This is a genomic window from Spongiactinospora rosea (assembly GCF_003315795.1).
Lineage (GTDB): Bacteria > Actinomycetota > Actinomycetes > Streptosporangiales > Streptosporangiaceae > Spongiactinospora > Spongiactinospora rosea.
In genome coordinates this window covers 161,649-180,640 of sequence record NZ_QMEY01000010.1, presented here as the reverse complement: position 1 = coordinate 180,640, position 18,992 = coordinate 161,649, and the positions used below count along the sequence as shown (strand labels likewise).

25 protein-coding genes and 1 tRNA gene are annotated in these 18,992 nt (G+C 68.8%); 23 read left to right on the top strand and 3 right to left on the bottom strand.

The window, feature by feature from the left end; translation table 11 throughout:
- Positions 1-72: 72 nt before the first annotated feature.
- Complete coding sequence (locus DP939_RS23395) at positions 73-1,629, top strand: tetratricopeptide repeat protein (RefSeq protein ID WP_147268100.1); 1,557 nt, start codon at positions 73-75, stop codon at positions 1,627-1,629.
- Positions 1,630-1,841: 212 nt separating this feature from the next.
- Here DP939_RS23395 and DP939_RS46275 read toward each other — a convergent pair.
- The 3 genes from DP939_RS46275 to DP939_RS23380 form a co-directional block, all read right to left on the bottom strand.
- A tRNA-Arg gene (locus DP939_RS46275) sits at positions 1,842-1,905 on the bottom strand.
- 155 nt (positions 1,906-2,060) lie between these two features.
- On the bottom strand, positions 2,061-2,714 hold the full coding sequence (locus DP939_RS23390; protein WP_113982903.1) for an HAD family hydrolase: 654 nt from the start codon (positions 2,712-2,714) through the stop codon (positions 2,061-2,063).
- A 549-nt stretch (positions 2,715-3,263) separates the two neighbouring features.
- Positions 3,264-4,118: a GntR family transcriptional regulator gene (locus DP939_RS23380; protein ID WP_113982901.1), complete on the bottom strand. Its 855-nt coding sequence runs from the start codon at positions 4,116-4,118 to the stop codon at positions 3,264-3,266.
- 388 nt (positions 4,119-4,506) lie between these two features.
- Between DP939_RS23380 and DP939_RS23375 the strand changes: the two genes are divergently transcribed.
- The 22 genes from DP939_RS23375 to DP939_RS23265 all read left to right on the top strand — a co-directional run bounded on the left by DP939_RS23375 (position 4,507) and on the right by DP939_RS23265 (position 18,943).
- Positions 4,507-4,749 (top strand): hypothetical protein, encoded by a 243-nt coding sequence (locus DP939_RS23375; RefSeq protein ID WP_113982900.1) that lies wholly within the window; start codon positions 4,507-4,509, stop codon positions 4,747-4,749.
- 80 nt (positions 4,750-4,829) lie between these two features.
- Positions 4,830-5,222: a RapZ C-terminal domain-containing protein gene (locus tag DP939_RS23370; RefSeq protein ID WP_113982899.1), complete on the top strand. Its 393-nt coding sequence runs from the start codon at positions 4,830-4,832 to the stop codon at positions 5,220-5,222.
- A gap of 235 nt (positions 5,223-5,457) precedes the next feature.
- Positions 5,458-5,637, top strand: coding sequence for a hypothetical protein (locus tag DP939_RS23365; protein WP_113982898.1), 180 nt, complete (start codon positions 5,458-5,460; stop codon positions 5,635-5,637).
- A 106-nt stretch (positions 5,638-5,743) separates the two neighbouring features.
- Positions 5,744-6,064, top strand: coding sequence for a WhiB family transcriptional regulator (locus tag DP939_RS23360; RefSeq protein WP_158578668.1), 321 nt, complete (start codon positions 5,744-5,746; stop codon positions 6,062-6,064).
- Positions 6,064-6,249: a hypothetical protein gene (locus tag DP939_RS23355; protein ID WP_113982896.1), complete on the top strand. Its 186-nt coding sequence runs from the start codon at positions 6,064-6,066 to the stop codon at positions 6,247-6,249. Before DP939_RS23360 ends, DP939_RS23355 begins: the two co-directional genes overlap by 1 nt.
- Entirely contained in the window at positions 6,246-6,695 is a 450-nt protein-coding gene (locus tag DP939_RS23350; protein WP_113982895.1) for a DUF3307 domain-containing protein, read from the top strand. Before DP939_RS23355 ends, DP939_RS23350 begins: the two co-directional genes overlap by 4 nt.
- A 15-nt stretch (positions 6,696-6,710) precedes the next feature.
- Positions 6,711-7,607 (top strand): DUF4097 family beta strand repeat-containing protein, encoded by an 897-nt coding sequence (locus DP939_RS23345; RefSeq protein ID WP_113982894.1) that lies wholly within the window; start codon positions 6,711-6,713, stop codon positions 7,605-7,607.
- A gap of 13 nt (positions 7,608-7,620) precedes the next feature.
- A complete protein-coding gene (locus tag DP939_RS23340; RefSeq protein ID WP_113982893.1) occupies positions 7,621-8,001 on the top strand; it encodes an RRQRL motif-containing zinc-binding protein in 381 nt (126 codons plus the stop codon).
- The gene (locus DP939_RS23335; RefSeq protein ID WP_113982892.1) at positions 7,998-8,498 is read left to right on the top strand and encodes a hypothetical protein; all 501 of its coding nucleotides are present in this window, start codon (positions 7,998-8,000) and stop codon (positions 8,496-8,498) included. The genes DP939_RS23340 and DP939_RS23335 overlap by 4 nt, the downstream gene beginning before the upstream one ends.
- Before the next feature lie 22 nt (positions 8,499-8,520).
- Positions 8,521-8,712, top strand: coding sequence for a hypothetical protein (locus DP939_RS23330; protein ID WP_113982891.1), 192 nt, complete (start codon positions 8,521-8,523; stop codon positions 8,710-8,712).
- Between the two features lie 41 nt (positions 8,713-8,753).
- Positions 8,754-9,014, top strand: coding sequence for a hypothetical protein (locus DP939_RS23325; protein ID WP_147268099.1), 261 nt, complete (start codon positions 8,754-8,756; stop codon positions 9,012-9,014).
- Between the two features lies 1 nt (position 9,015).
- Positions 9,016-10,011 carry a conjugal transfer protein TraI gene (locus DP939_RS23320; RefSeq protein ID WP_113982889.1) on the top strand — a complete coding sequence of 332 codons (996 nt, stop codon included), beginning with the start codon at positions 9,016-9,018 and terminating at the stop codon, positions 10,009-10,011.
- Positions 10,011-10,640, top strand: coding sequence for a hypothetical protein (locus DP939_RS23315; RefSeq protein WP_199565364.1), 630 nt, complete (start codon positions 10,011-10,013; stop codon positions 10,638-10,640). Before DP939_RS23320 ends, DP939_RS23315 begins: the two co-directional genes overlap by 1 nt.
- Positions 10,637-12,934, top strand: coding sequence for a cell division protein FtsK (locus DP939_RS23310; protein ID WP_199565363.1), 2,298 nt, complete (start codon positions 10,637-10,639; stop codon positions 12,932-12,934). Before DP939_RS23315 ends, DP939_RS23310 begins: the two co-directional genes overlap by 4 nt.
- 381 nt (positions 12,935-13,315) lie before the next feature.
- A complete protein-coding gene (locus DP939_RS23300; protein WP_147268098.1) occupies positions 13,316-13,600 on the top strand; it encodes a hypothetical protein in 285 nt (94 codons plus the stop codon).
- Between the two features lie 33 nt (positions 13,601-13,633).
- Positions 13,634-14,257, top strand: coding sequence for a hypothetical protein (locus DP939_RS23295; protein ID WP_147268097.1), 624 nt, complete (start codon positions 13,634-13,636; stop codon positions 14,255-14,257).
- A 35-nt stretch (positions 14,258-14,292) separates the two neighbouring features.
- Complete coding sequence (locus tag DP939_RS23290; RefSeq protein ID WP_113982885.1) at positions 14,293-14,766, top strand: single-stranded DNA-binding protein; 474 nt, start codon at positions 14,293-14,295, stop codon at positions 14,764-14,766.
- Between the two features lie 100 nt (positions 14,767-14,866).
- Positions 14,867-15,253, top strand: a complete 387-nt coding sequence (locus tag DP939_RS23285; protein ID WP_113982884.1) for a MazG-like family protein — start codon at positions 14,867-14,869, stop codon at positions 15,251-15,253.
- A gap of 106 nt (positions 15,254-15,359) precedes the next feature.
- Complete coding sequence (locus tag DP939_RS23280; RefSeq protein WP_113982883.1) at positions 15,360-15,698, top strand: hypothetical protein; 339 nt, start codon at positions 15,360-15,362, stop codon at positions 15,696-15,698.
- Between the two features lie 310 nt (positions 15,699-16,008).
- Positions 16,009-16,812 carry a deazapurine DNA modification protein DpdA family protein gene (locus tag DP939_RS23275; RefSeq protein ID WP_113982882.1) on the top strand — a complete coding sequence of 268 codons (804 nt, stop codon included), beginning with the start codon at positions 16,009-16,011 and terminating at the stop codon, positions 16,810-16,812.
- Positions 16,809-17,747 carry a bifunctional DNA primase/polymerase gene (locus tag DP939_RS23270; RefSeq protein ID WP_113982881.1) on the top strand — a complete coding sequence of 313 codons (939 nt, stop codon included), beginning with the start codon at positions 16,809-16,811 and terminating at the stop codon, positions 17,745-17,747. Before DP939_RS23275 ends, DP939_RS23270 begins: the two co-directional genes overlap by 4 nt.
- A gap of 20 nt (positions 17,748-17,767) precedes the next feature.
- A complete protein-coding gene (locus tag DP939_RS23265) occupies positions 17,768-18,943 on the top strand; it encodes a DUF3631 domain-containing protein (RefSeq protein WP_199565362.1) in 1,176 nt (391 codons plus the stop codon).
- The last annotated feature ends 49 nt before the right edge of the window (positions 18,944-18,992 follow it).

The window sequence follows — 18,992 nt, the reverse complement described above, 5'->3', positions numbered from 1 at the left end:
ATTCCTGCATTACCGGCGGCGCAGGTCACAGTACGCCCACGGCCAGATCCGGCAGACTTCAGGAGCGATCTTGTGGACGTGCCACAGGACCGCAACAGCCGCCTCCGCTCTCTCATGAGAGAGGCGGCCTGGAGCGGTCAGACCCTTATAGAGGCGATCAACCTCGTCGGCCGGGAAGCGGGCCTTCCGCTGCGCTACAACCGGTCCTCCGTCACCCAATGGCTGACCGGCATCACGCCGCGCCCACCGGTTCCCCACGTCGTCGCCGAAGCCCTCTCGCGCCGGCTCGGACGCCGGATCACAGTCGGCGAGACGGGTTTCGACGGGCCGGAAACCGAGATCGACGACCGCGGGACCGGCCCGATCACCCGGCTCGCGACCATGGCCGTCGAGGCCGACCCGCAGCGCATCGCCACCTCACTGAACCGCATCTACCGCCTGGCCGTACTTTCCTCCCCGGGCGAGGACACAGCCGATGACACGCGCACGCCGCGGGGCCTCCGGTACAGCCCCCTCCGCGTCGGCCAGGACGACGTCGAAACGGCCGGCACGATGCTCCGCCTGTTCACCGCCGCCGACAACGCGATCGGAGCCGGTTATGTCCGCCCGGTGCTGATCCTCTATCTGGCCGACGCCATCGCCCCCCTTCTCCAGGCGTCGCCTCGGGAGGTGCGGGACAGCCTGCTGCAGGTGGCGACCGGGCTGACCTACCTGTGCGGGCTGACGTGCTACGACGATGAACTGCACGGTTTCGCCCAGCGGTACTTCGACATCACGCTGCGGTTCTGTGCGGAGGTGGAGCAGGTCGGCCTCCGCTCCCAGACCCTGTGCGCCATGAGCGTCCAGGCACTGTCGCTCGGATACCCAGGGCACGCCCTCGACCTGGCCCAGCGAGCCGTGAGCGTCGCCTCCCGAGCCGACCCGCCGCCGGGCCTGGCCGCGCTGCTCGGCCAGCTCGCGGTGGCCCGCGCGGCCACCGGCGACCGCCGTGGGGCCCTGTCCGACATCGACGCGGCCCGGTCCCGGCTGCGCCGCGGCGGCGACGGTGAGGAGGCGCCCGCCGACCGGCATGAGGCCGCGCTGGCCCACCAGCACGGCCTGATGCTCGCCATCCTGAACGACCGGCCGCGTGCCATCGCCGAACTCGAATTCTCCGCCCGGCACCGTCCCGACCTGGAACGGCGATCACGCGCCCTCACGCTGTTCCGGCTCGCGGACGTCCAGCTCCGCCACGGCCTGCTACAGGAGTCCATCCAGAGCTGGCATCGATTCCTCGACGACTATCCCGCGCTCAAGTGCGGCCGGGCCCGCACCGCGCTCACCCTGTTGCCCACCTTCATCCAGCCGTACCGGAACACCCCGGCCGCCAAGGCCCTGCTGGCCCGGGCCGCCGCCATGCGACGGCTCCCGCAGGTGGCGCGCGACCAGCGTGTGCTCCCCATCATCCCGCCCCAGGACCTGGAAGTGGGCCACCCGCTTCCGGCCCAGTGGGACCGCCCCTTCCCACGGTTCTGCATCGGCTGCGGTGTACGCCTGGGCCCGTCCGGCACGCGCCGCAACCGGCTGTACTGCGGGATCGACTGCCGCCGGCGAAACTACCGGGAGCACAAGAAGCGCACCGGAGGCTGAGGCGACGCCACCATCACCCTGATCAATTCCATACCGTGACGACACGATCATCACACGCTAGAGCGCGGGAGCTCACCGGCGGCACCGCCGGCACCGACACCGACACCGACACCGACACCGACAAGAGCGACCGGTCCGCGAGCACGGTCCTCCCCCAGAAACGCAGGAGGCCCCTGGACTGTGATAGTCGACCAGGGGCCTGCTGTGCGTTGCGCGGCTGAGAGGACTCGAACCCCTAACCTTCTGATCCGTAGTCGAGACGCCATCCCGGCGCGCATGCCCCGTTGACCAGCATCTATCTCCATGCGGCCGGTGCGCTGCGCAGATGCAGGGAAAGCATTGGGAAAACGATCAAACCTGGGCAGCTATCTGTAGCCCTCGCCGCCCGCGCGCCCGGCCATCCATGCAAGCTTCCGCGCGCTCTGTCTCCCTCAACTGCCAGCCAGAATCTCGATCGCCTGGAGCACGTCTATGACAACGTGGTCCGCCTCCTGGTCGTGGTCCGGCCAGACCCCTCGGTCGATCCAGATGGTACGAAGTCCGGCTGCGCGCCCGCCGGCAACGTCAGCTATGGGGCTGTCCCCAATCATCCATCCGCCGCCGCCTTCAGCAGTCAGACTCATGCCGCACCGTTTCGCGGCGATCTCGAACAGCATGCGGCCCGGCTTGCGGGTGCCCTCGATACCCGAGAGAGCCAAGGCATCCACGATCTCAGATAACCCCGTCTGCTGGATCTTCCCCATCTGGTTGTCCGCCATTCCGTTCGTAACGATGGCAACTTTCCAGCCAGATACGCGGAGCCGTGATAGCCCATCTTTGACCTCGGGCGAGCAATAAACAAGGTGCGGCATGCGTTGGCGGTAATTTCTCCACAGCTCATCAACCGATTCGGCTAGGGCAAAGCGCTCGCGGACCTCAGCAAAGAACATCTCACGATGAGGACGGCCCTGGCCTAGCGCTATAATCCGTTCAACCGCTTCGCAACCTAGCTGGTACCGATCGCTAAACTCGATAGCCCAGATGGCGAAGGCTTGATCCAAATCCACAAGAGTATTGTCGAGATCAAATAGCGCAAGCCGCTGCATAGATACGCCTTTCGCGTACTCAAATTATCCGAGCACATGCCTCAGCATGAATTCGTTGCGCTGCTTGCTGGGGTGGCATCTTGGCGGTGTCAAGGGCGATATCTGGTCTAGCAAGAGGCTCCGTTGCGTCCCAGACACTTAGGCGCGCCGCCACATCAGTTGAACCGCGGGCGACTATTCTTGCTTTGGCCACATCTCGCGGACACCAGAGATAAACCACCAACCACCTGTCACATATCGCCCTGGTCACCGACCCTACGGCTTCGATCTGCCCGAGGTGTACCACAGGAATCCCATTTTGAAGACTTTGCAGCAAGCCGGGGCGATCCACCACGTAGACAGCTTCGTATCTCCTGTTCTCCCAGATGACATCCCCCCTCCTTCGCAGCTCTGCAATAGCCTCGTCGGATGTCATACGATATCCACGAGTACGACCATAGCCAGACTTGAGCCTGGAGAACGCCCGATATCTCTTATCCAATCGCTCCAGCTCTGCTGTAATCGTGTCCTTTCCGGCCGCCGGTGGACCGTATAGAATGATGCCCGGCATCAGCCTTCCTTCGCGCTCAGAATTCTCTTTAGGATACTTCTGGCCTGGTTTTGGAGCGGATCGCTAGAGACGCTGTTGTCAATCACATAATGGGGGATCGAAGGGCGGAATGTAACATCGATACTTGCCAGATAGCTGGACCAGTTCGCCAGCTTTGCGGCATCACGCGCCGCCCCTCGGTGTCGGATGTAGGTGTGCATAGTGTCTGGATCACAATAGACCCAGATTAGTGACGAAGTCGCATTCCTGGCGGCGAAAGAAGCTTCTGCGCGCGCCAGCCATGCGGCATCGTTGAACTCTCGAATGAACGGCGCGGTCGCGATAACGCTATTGCCGCATGCCAAGTTCTCATCTATTGCCGCCATCAGCGACTCATACTCGCGAGGGCGAATCTTAGTAAGATAGTCTTCCGACTCGCGGTCATCAGGCGAGAGGTTAAGGATTTCTAGAGCGACTTCAACGACAGGGCGGGTAATCGTGTCCTTGTCCAGCATGGGCCAGCCAGTTTCTCTCGCGAGAATCCTGCCCAATTCAGTCTTTCCACTACCTGCATACCCACCAACGGTGATCACATGCGGGTTTTGTGCGCGCAGATCATGCCTAAGTGTTTGATCTGGAGCATTAACGACGCGCTTGGATCTGGACTGATTGATCACAATCCCTTCCTCGGCCAGCACCTTCATGGCTTCAGTGATCGTGAAGACGCTGACCCCCCACTCGTCCGCTAGCTGGCGCGAGGACGGCAAGGCTTCACCGTGTCGGAGTACGCCGGCCTCGATGTCGTTGCGGATGTTGCGAGCTACCTGCTGATGCAGGGATTGGGAGCGGTTGAGCCGTTCTCCATGAGCCGCCACGGCTGATGATCCCTTCACTGGGGGCAACGCACCCCAGGGTACCTAACAGTTGATATGAGCGCATTGTGCCTGGTCAGCGGCCTATCTAAAAAATCTTGTCACCTAACAATTGATAGGCTGACCATTCAACTGTTAGGTTCATGGCAACGCAGCGCACAGCCGGAAGACCTGGGAAGGCGGCGCAAGCCGCACGCCGACGGGCTGTGCATCTTTTGGCACGTCAAAGGGGTCCCGGACAGAGGGGACCGAGGTTCCCGGCACCTTGGCAGCCGGAGGGCAGGGCTCTGCCTACAAGCGGGAGCAACCCATACCTCCCGTAAAGAGCCCCCCATCCGTACGGCCATCCGGCCGTGCGGACTTCAAACACCTACGAATCCGAAGGACCGCCATGAACATCATTAACGGTCGCGTGGTCGGCGACGGCGACGGGGACGACATCGACGGCGACGTCGGCAACATCTTCACCAGCTCCACCGGCGGAGTCGTCCACACCGGCAAGGGCGACATCATCTTCAACGGCGAGACCGTCACCGGCCCCGGGGCCGTCTACATCTCCGGCGGCCACCACGGTGGGATCTCCCAGACCTTCTACACCACCAGCGCGCCGAAGAAGTCCAAGAAGCGCAAGTAGCCGGTCATGTCGCATCGCCCGGGACCGATGCCCCGGGCGATGCCCTTTCCCGCCCTGATTCCACCACCGAAGGACCTGCAATGCCCACCGTCGTCGAGATCGTTTCGTTCGGTTACCTGCACGGCGAGCCGCCGCCGGCGCATCTGACCATCGACCTGCGGCACCACTTCAGAGACCCGCACGTTTCGCCGCAGCTGCGGTACATGACCGCGCTCGATGAGCCGGTGCGCGCCACGGTGCTCGACACCCCCGGCGTCGCCGAGCTGGTAGAGGCCAGCGCCGCCGCTGTCGTCGCGTTCGCCGCCGGCCCCAACGCTGCACGCTGCGGAACGGTCACCGTGGCTGACGGCTGCGCCGGTGGACGGCACCGCGCGCCGACGTTCGCGATGGCTCTGGCCGATCGGCTGCGCCGCGATGGTCTTACCGTCGCGCTTCGCCACCGCGACCTCGGCAAGCCCGTGGTCCAACGCTGATCCACATCGCATGTCGGCCCCGATGGTCGAAGGCAGGGTTCGACTCCCTGCCGGGGCACTCCGGCCCGCTTGCCGGTTCACTTCCTCTTCTCACTGAACGGAGCACATGCCATGCGCCCCAGCACCTTCAACATGCTCATGTTCGTCGTGTTCTACGCCGCTCTCCAGATCGGGGTCATCGCGATCCTGTCCGGGTTCATCAAGTAGCCGCCCGCCATCGCCCCTAGGAGCTTCCATGCAGATGCAGCCCGCCAAGAGCATCGGCCGGTTCCTGCCGACGCTGATCCTGATCGGTTTCGTCATCTACCTGTTCACCGACCCGCAGGGTGCCGCCGCGGCGGCCAAGTGGGTCTTTCAGACCGTGGTGACCGGCGCGCAGCAGGTCGCCGAGTTCATCCGCACGGTCAGCGCGTGATCGACGCAACCACCGGGGGCGGCCCTCATCCGCCAAGACACGAGCCGCCCCCCTCTCGACTCCTGAAGGAGCCCCACCCATGATGCGCCCTGTTCATCCATCCCGCATGTCGCTTCCGCAGTTGGAAGCGGCCTGGACCGCGGCGGGGGACGTGCCGCTTCCCGAGTGCGTCTATGACCCCGACCTGCACACCGGCCCGCGCGGTGTGATCGAGCCGCCCGGCGACCGTGCCGCACGCGAGGCCGTCGCCCGTGAGGTCTGCGCCGCCTGCCCGGCCCTGGAGGTGTGCGGCCGGTACGCCGCGCGGGTCCGCCCGACGTCCGGGATCTGGGCCGGCCGCACTCCCACCGAACTCGCCGAGCACACCGCCCGCCTGTCCCACTCCGGCACCCTGCCGGGGGACCTGCCCGGTCTGGGGGTGGCGTGATGTCCGTCCTGTGGTCACCCGACTTCGACCGCTACGCCGCCGGGGAGCTGGAGGCCAAAGACGTGCGGTGCGCGCTGTGTGAGCTGGCCCCGTGCGCCTGCCCGCCGTTCGGTTCGCCGGCCTACTTCGAGCTGATCGACCGCCGCCACAACCCCACCGGCGACAAGGGCGGCGAGGCGCGATGACCGGCCCCGCCGCTTTCGCCGCCACATTCGCGGCCTTATACGCCGCGCACAGCTTCGGCGACCACTGGGTTCAAACCCATGGCCAGGCATGCGCCAAGGGCGCGACGTCGCAGTCCGGACGGCTGGCCTGCCTGCGGCACGTGGCCACGCTGACCGCCACCAAAGCGGTCGCCCTCGCGCTGGTCATCGCGGTCACCGGCCTGACGGTATCGCTGGTGCCGGTGGCGGTGGGCCTGACCATCGACGCCGTCTCGCACTACTGGGCCGACCGCCGCGCACCGCTGGCCCGGCTCGCCGAGCGCATCGGCAAGGGCGACTTCTACCGCCTCGGCGCGCCCCGCCCCGGCACCGACGACGCGCCGCATCTGGGCACCGGTGCCTACGCCCTGGACCAGTCCTGGCATCACCTGTGGCTGTTCATCGCCGCCCTGATCATCGCCGCCTGAAACGGAGTCCCCATCATGACCAGCACGGCCACACGGCGGACGCTGTCCGCCCCGATCCCCGGTCCCATGGTGCTCGACCTGGACATGCCGCATGGGCAGATCGACGTTCGGGTCTGCGACATCGACCGTGCCGAGATCGACCTCACCACAGCGGCCCCGCCCGGCAGCCCGGCCGGCGAGGCCATCGCCGACGCCACCGTGACCATCGACGCGCGGGTGATGACCGTACACGTTCCCGCCCCCGAGGGCGGTACCACCATCGTCACCCACGCACGGGGCGGGCGAGTCGTCGTCTCCGGCAACGTCACGTCCGGAGTCGTCATCTCCGGGGGAGACATTCACATCGCCGGCGGCACCATCACCGGCGGGCAGATCATCAATGGAGCCGCCGCCCCGGGCGTTCGCGCCGTGGTCCGCCTGCCGCGCGGTTCGGCCCTTCAGGTGCGGACCAAGTCCGCCGACCTCGCCACGAGCGGCCCGCTGGAGTGGGCGCGGTTCGCGTCCGTCTCCGGTGACCTGAGTCTGGGTGCCTGCCGCAGGCTGAACGCCTCCTCAACCTCCGGCGATCTGTCCGCCGGCTTCGCCGAGCATGCCGAGGTACGGACCGTGTCCGGTGACATCTACCTCGACACGACCGCCACGGTCACCGCCGGCACCACCTCGGGCGACATCACCATCAGCGATCTCAACGGAACGGCGCTGCTGCGCACCGTCTCGGGCGACATCACCGTGAACGCCACGCCGCCCGGCCAGATCACCGCGCACGCCACCTCGGGCGACATCCGCATCACCGCACCGCCCCGCGCCGGCGAGCACGCCCTGACCATCGATGCCCACTCACTGACCGGCCGCGTGCGCACCCCCGCCACCGCTACCGGTCCCACCCGTTCCCGCCGTCCCCGGTTCTGCTGATCAGGAGGTCATCATGTCCCGTATCCGCGTCGCCTTCTGGGACCCGGCCGGTAGCCGGTACGGCATCCCCACCTACCCGTGGCGGCTGGCCCCGCCGCACCTGCTCACCCTGCGCCAGCTGGCCGCCGAAGGGCTGCGTCCCGGCGGTCAGGGCGTACAAGGGCAGCTGCTGTGGCGCTCGCGCCGGCACGGCGCGCCCGGCGTGCGCGCCGCCTACCTCTACGACGTGCGGTTCGCGCTGCCCAAGCGGACCGCCACCCCCGCGCAGCGCGCCGCCCTGGGCAAGGCCAACGCCGCCCGGCGGACCTGCCCTGAGTGCCTGCGCGATGTCGGCTACGTGCTCCCACGCCACCTCGGCACCTGCCTGGACTGCGCCGAGGGGTGTGCGGCATGAGCCCGCCGGCCTGCCCCGCCCCGCTCCATCCGTACGGGGTGGGCACGCCGCCGGTCCTGGTGACCGACCCTGCCGGGATGTTCGCCGAGCTGGCCCGGCTGGACCTGCCACGCGGGCACTACGTGGTGTGCGGCTCTGCGACCCTGTGGGTCCGCGGGCTGCGCGCCCATCTCGGCGACCTGGACGTCCTCGCCGAGGGACCGGCCTGGAAACGCGTCCTGCAACTGGGCGTCGCGCCCTGCCCGGCCCCCTCCGGGCATGGCCTGGTCATCCGCCACCCCTCCGGGATCGAGTTCGCCGACCGGTGGACCCCCGGATGGTCCACCGGCTACCTGATCAGTTCCGCCGACGTGATCGACGGCATCCCGTTCATGCGCCTCGGCGACGTCTTGACCTGGAAACAACGCGCCCGCCGTGCCAAGGATCTGCCCGACATCGCGGCCATCGGCCGGTTGCGCACCGCCTGGAACCGCGCACCGCAGTCCATGGCCGCCTGACCCCTCTTCGGAAGGAATCGACATGACCCGCAAGTCTCAGGTGGACAAGCTCACCACCGCCGCCCGTGAAACCCGCATCGCCCGGCAGCGGGGCAGTTCAAGTGCCGCCGCCCGTGCCAGGGCCACCTACGCCGGCGCCTACCGCAACGCCTCAGACGACGAGCGCAGGCAGGCCGACCGCGACATCTGGGACGAGATCGGCAGGCAGGGCTAGTGATGCCCCTCCCTTCGGCCATTGCCCGCACCGTTCACGTCGTGACACTCGCCGCCGCGGCGACCCTGGTCGCCGCCGGCTGCACCGTGTCGGCCCCGGACGGCCCGCCCGGGGTCGTCATCGACAGCTTCCGCGTGCTCACGTGCGCCGGACGCCCCACGGTCTGCAAGACCCGTTACCGGCTGAAGGTGCGCCCCGCCGCCGGTGGGGAGCCGGTACGGATCGCCGTGTCCCTCGCCGAACACCGCGCCTGCCGCCCCCGCTCCGCCTATCCCGCCTGCCTGACCCGCAAGGAGGTGTGACATGCCTGCGATCATTCCCCTTCCCGCCCCCGACCCCGACCCCGAGGACGTCGCGCGGGGGCTGGCCGACCTGGAACGGCATCTGGCCGCCCAAACCCCGACCGCCCCGCCGCCGGCCACGACACACAACACTGCCCCGGCCGGCCTGCCGGTTCGCGCGGAGTCCAAGAGGGTGCGGCGGCTGCGCGCCGAGGTCGCCGAAGCGCACGAGGTGGCTGACCTGCAAGAGGATGAAACCCCGCTGCTGGTGGACTCCCCGAAGGTCCGCAAGCGGCGCAAGGCCGCCCACCAGGCCGCGCGGCTGCACGAGCTGGCCAAGAACCCGCAGATGCGAGCCTGGCAGGCCGCCCGGATGCGGCGAACCCTGCTCACCGCGCTCATGGTGGCGCTGACGCTGGCACTGGCGTGGAGCACGGCCGGCGTGCAGCACTTCGCCGCCGAGAACGCGCCCGCGTGGTCGCCGTCGTGGGTGTTCGCGTGGCTGGTCGAGCCGTTCATGTCGATCGCGTTGCTGGGCATCGTGGGTGCCCGCGCCTACCTCGGCACCCGGGGACAGCCGCTCAACGACCCCAAGCTGGTGAAGATCGAGTGGCTGTTTCTCGGGTTGACGCTCGGTATGAACGCCTGGCCCTATCTGCCGTGGGTCGCCGAGTCGTTCTCCTTGTCTCGGCTGGTGTTGCACATCCTCGGCCCGGTGGTGGCGGTGGCCATCGTCACCGCCCTTCCGATCATCCTCGCGGCGTTCGCCCGCTTGGACCACGACCGTGTCGGCGATCGGGCCGGCGAGGGGCTTACCGGCCTTACGTACAGCGGAAACGGCCATGATCGGGTAAGGCGGACCGCCGCCGATGTGGCCCCGCTGATCGAGCGTACGCAAAAGCTCATCGCCGCCGGCACGCTGCCCGCGGCACCGAGCGCGTATCGGATTCAGCGGGCACTGCGGTGCGCGATGGACGACGCCCGCGTGGTCCGCGACGCACTCAAAGAGGTGGCGTGATGACCCCCGTCGCAACCCTGCTGCTGGCGGAATACTCCGCGCTCAAGGCTGAACAGGCCGCGCGGATCGGGCACCGCGACCAGCTCGTTTATGCCATGCTGACCGCCGTTGCGGCCATCGCCACCGTTGCCGTGTCCGCCGCGCGGGCTGAGCTGCTGCTGGTGCTGCCGCTGGCGTCCGTGGCGATCGGCTGGACCTTCCTGGTCAATGACCACATGATCACCGCGATCGGGCGCTACCTGCGCGATGACCTCGGGCCGCATCTGGCCCTGGCCGCCGGGGACGCTGATGCGGTGCTCGGCTGGGAGTTCGACCACATCGCAGACCGCCGCCGCCGCTCCCGCAAGCGCTACCAACTGGCCGTCGATCTCAGCGTGTTCTGCCTGCCGCCGCTGGTTGCGCTCGGTGTGGTGCTCGCTACGGCCTTCAGTCCGGCAACGCTGACGGCGGGGCTGGTCGAGATGGCCGCCGTAGCGGTGCTGGCCCGGCAGATCATCGCCTACGCCGATCTCAAGCGGCCCACGCACGACCCGCTCACCATCACGCAGGGCGCGACCTCTTCCGCCAAGAATCCGGCCGCGCCCTGCCACCCCACACCCTGCACAGAGCACGAGGTGACCCCATCATGACCGATACGCCGCCCATTCCCACCGGCCCGCCCGCCCCCGGTCCGCAAGAGGCCACCCCGACCACCCGGACCGCCCCGACCGCCGAGGTCGGAGGGTCCGCCGAGCCGCCCCGCCCCGCCGACCGCGACGACGACCCCGGCGGCAAGGGCGCGGACATCGTCCACCTGGACACCGCCCGCGCCGGCCGTCACCCCTACCCCCGCCCCGACGACGACCCCGACCCGGCCCCGCCCTCCGGACCCGCCGCCGACCCGCCGACCCTGGAAGGGCAGGTCGTGCGGGTAGACCAGCCCGACAAGGAACCCCGCGATTGGCGCGCCGACCTGGAGGCCAAAGCCCGCACCCGCCGCCCGATCGTTCCGCTGTGGCTGCGCTCCCGCGCCGAGGCCGTCGAAACCCTGCGGTGGGCCGGTCTGCACTACGCGTACGTGAGCGGCTACCAGCTCGCCCGCGCGCCGCTGTACGGCGGGCGGCTGGTCGCCCGCGCCCCGCGCGGGTTGGTCCGGCTGGTCGCCGGGCTGGTGCGGTGGACGTTCGACCTGGAAGGCGAGCCGGTACGGCTGGCCACCGTCCGCAAGGGCGACCCCGAGTCGTACTTGAAGCTGTCCCGCCAGCGTGACGCACGGGTGCGGCTGCGCATCTGGGTCACCGGCGCGGCTCTGGTCACGCTGCTGATCGCGGGCATCATCGTGGCCGGCGCGCCGACCGCCGCCCAGTGGGCGGCGCTGGCCGCCGCGCTCGCGCTGCTGGGCATCTGCGGCCGGCCCGCCGACCGGCCGCTGATCGACCGTGCCGTGGTCGGGTCCGCGGTGGAGAAGCTGACCAGCGACATCGCCATTCGTGCGCTGACCTCGCTGAGCATCGCCGGCATCACGCAGGCCATGGCCAAGAACCCCAAGGACGCGATTCGGTTCGTCGCCCCGATCACCCGCGATGGCCCCGGCTGGCGCGCCGACATCGATCTCCCCTACGGCGTGACCGTGGCCGACGTGCTCGACAAACGCGACCGGATGGCCTCGGCGTTGCGCCGCCCGCTGGGCTGCATCTGGCCCGAGGGCGACTCTTCCATCCATGAGGGGCGGTTGATCCTGTGGGTGGGAGATAAGGACCTGTCGCGCACCGTCGTGAAATCTCCGTTGGTCAAGGCCAGTAGCCACGACGTGTTCAAGGGCATCCCGTTCGGGGCCGACCCGCGAGGCCGCGCCATCACCGTCCCGATCATCGAACAGAATATTCTGATCGGCTCCCAGCCCGGCCAGGGCAAGACCGCATCGGTGCGCGTGCTCGCCTCCGGCGCGGCCCTCGACCCGTCCACCGAGCTGTGGATTCACGAACTCAAGGGCACCGGCGACCTCGACCCGCACGAACAGAACTGTCACCGCTACGTCTCCGGCATCGAAGACGAGGCCATCGCGTATGCCGCCGACTCCCTGACGCTGCTGCGAAAGGAGGTCATGCGCCGCGCCGCCGCGCTCAAGGCGCTACCGCCGGACCTGTGCCCGGACAAGAAGGTCACCCGGCAGATCGCCGACAAGCGCTCGTTGGGCCTGCATCCGCTGGTGGCCATCTTCGATGAGTGTCAGAACCTCTTCGCTCACGAGGAGTACGGAGCCAAGGCCGGTGAGGATGCCGAGTTCATCATCAAACTCGGACGCGCCCTCGGCGTGGTCCTCATCCTGGCCACCCAGCGCCCGGACAAGCGCAGCCTGCCCACCGGCATCAGCGCGAACGTCACCATCCGGTTCTGTCTGCGGGTGGCCGGACAGCTCGAAAACGACATGATCCTCGGCACGTCGTCGTATCAGAACGGCATCCGCGCCACGCTGTTCGTCCCCGGCCCGCCGGACAAGGGCGGCGACGCCGGTACCGGCTACCTGGTCGGGGCCACCCCGATGCCCAAGGTGGTCAAGTCCGGCTACCTCGACACCCCGGCCACCCAGCGCATCGCCGACCGCGCCCACGCCCTACGCAAGGCCGCCGGCGTGCTGAGCGGTCACGCTCTGGGCGAGACGCCCGAACCGCCCGCCCCGGGCCATGACCTGCTAGCCGACATCTTGGCCGTGGTCGGCGCTGGCGAGGCCAAGGTGTGGAACGAGACCGTCATCGCCCGACTGGCCGACCTGCGCCCCGAGGTCTACGGCGGGTGGGAGGTCGAACAGCTCACCGCGATGCTCAAGCCGCACGGCATCAAGACCGTCCAAGTATGGGGCACCACCGCGCCCGGCAAGGGCGCGAACCGTCGCGGCATCATCCGCGAAGACATTGCGGAGCGTAGCCGCGGAGCCGCTTCGTAACCCGGCGATCTCCTGCTAGGTCTAGCGGCCCCACCTGCTAGACCTAGCACCCCTCCTAGCACTGAATTTCGCGATCTACCAGGGCGCTAGCGTCTAGCGCTCGACCTGCAACAACCCCCGAAAACGGCCCTGGAGCCCCTATGGCCACCGCCATCACCCTGCTAGTCCTCTGCCTGCCTGCCATCACAGTCTGTTACATCGCGTGGTGCCTCGCGTCCCCATGGGGCACCTGCCGGCGCTGCCGCCCCGGCGGCAGGAACCGCGTCTGCCGCGCCTGTGAGGGCACCGGAATGCGGCCCCGCCTCGGCTGGCAGGTCTACCTCTATCTCCGTCGCCTGCACCGCGGCGGCACCCACTGACCCGATCACGAAAGGTGCCCCTATGCCTCAGCTTCGCCTGATGGGCGACGACCCCGACCACGTCGAACAAGTGCTGGCGCTCCTGCTGGACCTGATCGACGCCGACCCGCGACTGAACATCAGCGACCCGACCCGACTGTCTCACCGCTCCGGCGGTGCCCGGATCGTCGTGGACATCAGCGTCCCGAACTGGCGCGCCCGGCGCGGCGAGCCGATCCGCGGCCACGTCGAACGCAGCGATGAGCGGCCCCCACCCCGCCGCCGTGTGCGCCGAGGCGGTACCCCGCCCGCGCTGCCCCCGGCCTGAACTCGCCCACTCCCAGGAAGGACGCCCCTACCTATGGCAAGGAAGATTTACGGGATATTCGCCGTCACCCCGGGCAGCGTGTGGGCCGATCTGCGCGCCCACGGGCGCACGGTCCTGGTCGAGACGGTCGAGTCCGATCACGCCGTCTGCACGACCCTGACCAACTCCGATGAGGTACACCGCCTTCTCAACCAGGCCGACCCCTGCCACACCACCAGGGACATGCGCGGCACCATCTCGCGTATCCGCCTGGACCGGTTCCGCCCGACCGCCAACGGCTTCGAGTACGTCACCTCAGCGGGAGCACACCTGTCCGCCCGGGTCACCACCTTCCCGACACCCGTTCAGCGGGCCATCGACTACGGCCACAACCTCCACGCTGTACGCGTGTGCGTCGATGACCTGCGCGGAGTCCCCGGCGGCGACACGATCCACATCGATTTCCTCATCACCGCGCCCGACGAGTTCTACGAGCTGAACGCCACCTGGGCTCCCGACTCCGGTTCTGGCTCATGGGCGTTCGACTGGGCCTTCGCCCGGCCCGCCTCTCAGCAGAACCACTGCATACCTCTGGACACCTGGGCCGAGGTATGTGCCTTCCTGGACCGCCACGCCGTCAGCGACGCCCACCGATCCACCCGCCGCACCGGCGCCTGACCTTCGCTCCTCAACCTTCGAAAGGAAGACCCGCCATGTCCGGAGAGACCACGATCACCATCGTCGGCAACCTGACCGGCGACCCCGAATTGCGGTTCACCGCCACCGGCACCGCTGTTGCCGGCTTCACCATCGCCTCATCCGCCCGCACCTACAACAAGAGCATCGAACAGTGGGAAGACGGCGAGGCCCTGTTCATGCGCTGTAGCGTGTGGCGCGACCTCGCCGAGCACGTCGCCGAATCCCTCACCCGCGGCACCCGCGTCATCGCCTCTGGCCGACTGCGCCAGCGCACCTACGAGACCAGCGACGGCGACCACCGCACCGTCGTGGAGATGACCGTGGACGAGATCGGTCCGTCCCTGCGGTTCGCCACCGCCAAACCGCAAAAGGCAACCCGCACCGGCGGCAACGGCCACGCGAGCGGCACCGACGACCCATGGGCCACCGCCACCCCCGCCAACGCCGGCACCGGCGGCGCTCGGCAGGGCGACGACCCGCCCTTCTAAGCCCTCCCGCGCGGCCTCGGCGACCAGCCTGCAAGCAACCCGCCGAGGCCGCCCCACACCCCCGATCGACCCACCACATCGACCAGTGAAAGGAATCCGCATGCCGACCCTGACCACCCCCACCACCAGCGCGCCCCCGCAGGTCACGCCCGACCTGTGGGCGCACATCGCGACCGTGCTCACATGGCTGGACGCGGCCAACCCCCGCACCGACCACGAACTGTCCATGCGCCTGATGAAGATCGGCGAAGAGACCGGCGAGGCCGTCGCCGCCTACATCGGCATCACCGGCCAAAACCCCCGCAAAGGCATCACCCACACCACCGACGACCTCGCCGGCGAACTGTGCGACGTCGTCATCACCGCCCTTGTCGCCCTGGCCAGCATCACCGGCACCGCCGCCACCGCCGAGGCCGCCATGCGCACCCACCTGGAACGCCGCGCGCCCCGGCTGGCCGCCCTCACAGCCACCGCCGCCCACCGCTGACCTGACCCGCGCACGAGGACTCTGATACGGCCTCGGCGACCAGCCTGCAAGCAACCCGCCGAGGCCGCCCTACCACGAACCCTTCAAAAGGAAGGCCACTTCCAGCATGACAGCCACCACCACACCGAACCACCCCCGCATACGCACCCACCGACCCGACCCCGTACCGACCCGCGCCGCCGAGCTGCGGCCCGGCCACGCCGTACGCATCGCCGGAATCGGCACCATCCCGGTAGCCGCCCCACCCGCCCCGCTGGCCGATGGTCAGGTAGTGATCCGCCTCGGCTGGGAACGGCTCGCCCTGATCATCCACCCGGCCACCCCATTGGACGCTTACACCCCCGACCGACCCGCCACGTTCCGGCTGTGGCACTGCCCCCGCTGCGGTGGTTCCGGCCTGTGGCTACCCGAAGGGAAGGGCAAGGCGTCCAATGGGGGGCGTTGACACCACCACGGCAGGGCCTGGTTATGTCGGTAAGAGCTGGCAGCGGATGTTGCCCAGTTTCGACAGCGCTCCGCGATCTTCGGCCCGGTGCGATGTTGGCGAGAACCGATAGCGCCCAGAGCGGCCGGCCGACGTGTTCCCAGCTACCGGGCCGTACGTGGGTGCTGTCAAAACTCAGCGACAAGGACAGGCGGCTACGGGCAGGCGCTGTCGGTTCAGACCTACAACCGCTGTCGGTTCTCACCGACAGAGCCAAGGGCCGGTCCCTCTCACCGGCACTGCCGCGCTTGCGCCACTTCCCGGACCGCCAGTGGTGTTCTACCTCGGCACCCACATGCCGCACTGGCTGGAACGGGTCGCCTTCCCGCTGTTCGTCAGCCACCGCCAACTGTCCCGCCGCCCGCGCCGCCGCCCCCTGATCGCGCGCTGCCGGTGGGCGCTGGACTCGGGCGGGTTCACCGAACTTGCCCTGCACGGCCGGTGGACCATCCCGCCCGATGCCTACGCCGAAGCCGTCGCCGGCTACGCCGACACCATCGGCCAACTGGACTTCGCCGCTCCCCAAGATTGGATGTGCGAGCCGGTCATGCTGGAACGCACCGGGTTGAGCATCACCGAACACCAGCACCGGACGGTGGCCAACTACCTGCACTTACGCGCCATCGCCCCCGACCTGCCGTTCATCCCCGTCCTACAAGGCTGGCAGCTGGCTGATTACCTGCACTGCGCCGACCTGTACGCCTCGGCGGGCGTGAACCTCGCCAGCCTGCCAAGGGTAGGGCTCGGGTCGGTCTGCCGCCGCCAATCCACGACTGAAATCGCCCGCATCGTGGCCACGCTTGCCCACATAGGTTTGCGGCTTCACGGCTTTGGCGTCAAGACCGGCGGCCTGCACCGCTACGGGCAACATCTCGCCTCGGCTGACTCGCTGGCCTGGAGCTTCGCCGCCCGCCGCGAGCCCCCACTACCCGGCCACACCCATAAGAACTGCGCCAACTGCCTGACCTACGCCGCCAGCTGGCGCGAGCGCATCCTGACCCGCCTGCACACCACCCCCCGACAACCGGAACTGCCCGGCATCGATGGTGAGCCACCGACTTGGAAGGCAGCATGAACAGCACCCGCCTCGACTTGCCCGCCGCGGCTCAGGCCGCCGCCGCCCGCGGCTGGCGGGTGTTCCCCCTCACCCCCGGCGGCAAGATGCCGCTACGCGGGTTCACCGACTGGGAACACCACGGGACCACCGACCCCGACCGCATCGCCGCGTTCTGGCAGCGTGCGCCCTACAACATCGGCGTGGCCTGCGGCCCGTCCGGGCTGGTCGTGATCGACCTGGACATGCCCAAACCCGGCGAGGACCCGCCCGCCGAGGCCGCCCGCCACGGTGCGACCTGCGGGCAAGAGGTCTTCCACCTCCTCTGCCAAAGCCGAAACCGGCCCTACCCTGACGACACCTTCACCGTGCGAACCCGCCGCGGCGGGCTGCACCTGTACTTCACCGCCCCACCGGGGGTGCGGCTGCGCAACACCGCGGGCAGCAAGGGCGGCCTGGGCTGGCTGATCGACACCCGCGCGTGGGGCGGTCAAGTCGTCGGCCCCGGCAGTTACGTCCGCTTGCCGGACGGCAAAGGACCATACGAAATCCTGCGCGATGTGCCACCCGCGCCGCTACCGGCCTGGCTCACCGAAGCCCTGACCCCACCGCCACCGCCACCGGCCGACGCCCCGGACCTACTCGCCGCCCTGCCGGGCCATCGGCTGAGCCGGTACGGCGAGGCCGCGCTACGCGCCGAGGCCACCGCCGTCGCCGACGCGCCCGGCGGAAGCCGCAACACCACCCTCAACCGCGCGGCATTCAACCTCGGCCAACTCGTCACCCGCGGTGTGCTCCCCGAACACGTCGTCACCAGCGCGTTGCAGGCCGCCGCCGAGGTCGCCAACCGGCGCGTGACCGACCGCACCCCCAGCACAGCGCGTGAGCTGGCCGCCGTTATCGCCGCCGGGCTGACCGCCGGGAAGAAGGCGCAACCCCGCCGCATGGCCGCATAAGCACCACCAAGGGAGAACCCATGCCCAACCGCACACCCACCGGCGCGGACCTACTCGACCGACTCCGCGCCTCCCTCGCCCGGTATGTGATCCTGCCCACCGACCACGCCGCCGACGCCGTCACGCTCTGGATCGCCGCCACCCACGCCCAACCCGCGTGGGCGCACGCGCCCCGCCTGGTCATCCGCGGCCCGGAGAAGCGGTGCGGCAAGTCCCGGCTCCTCGACATCGTGGAAGCCACCTGCCACAACCCGTTCATCACCGTCAACTCATCCAGCGCCGCCGTCTACCGCTCCATCACCGACGACCCGCCCACCATGCTCGTGGACGAAGCCGACACCATCTTCGGCCCCAAGGCAGACGGCAACGAAGACCTGCGCGGCCTGCTGAATGCCGGACACCAGCGCAACCGGCCGGCCAAACGCTACGACGCGGCCACCAACCGCGTGGAAAGCATTCCGACCTTCGCCATGGCCGCACTCGCCGGCATCGGCGCCATGCCCGACACCATCGAAGACCGCGCCGTTGTCGTCCGCATGCGCCGCCGCGCCCCCGGCGAAACCGCCGCACCCTACCGACACCGCCGCGACCGCACACCGCTGCGCGACCTGGCCTCCGACCTCAACCGGTGGCTACGCGCCGACCTGGCCACCCTGGAGGAGGCTGAACCCGCCATGCCCGTGGAAGACCGCGCCGCCGACACCTGGGAACCCCTGGTCATCGTCGCCGACTACGCCGCCAGCACCTGGCCCGAGCGCGCCCGAGCCGCCGCCCTGGCGCTCACCGCCGAGGCCGACGACAACGACCAGGCATCGACACGCGTGCGGCTGCTGGCCGCCTGCCGCGCCGCATTCGGCGCCGACACGGCGCTGCCCACCGCCGTCCTCCTGGAACGCCTCAAGGCCGACCCCGAGGGCGAATGGAACGAGCACGGACCGGCCGGCCTGACACCTATCCGACTCGGCACGATGCTGCGCGAATACGACATCCGCCCGGCCGCGATTCGCTTCCCCGATGGTCCGCTGAGGGGCTACCGCCGAGGCGACTTCGCCGACGCGTGGGCGCGCTACTGCCCGACCCTCGAACCCGCTCCAGAGGCCGACGTTCTGCATCTGGAGCGGGGAAGCCGCTACAGCCGTAACAGCCGTAACACCGCAGGTCAAGGCGATACGGCTTCCGACCCTGTTACGGCTTAACCCGTAACACCGCAACAAGCCGTTTCGGCCCTGAGCTGCGATGTTACGG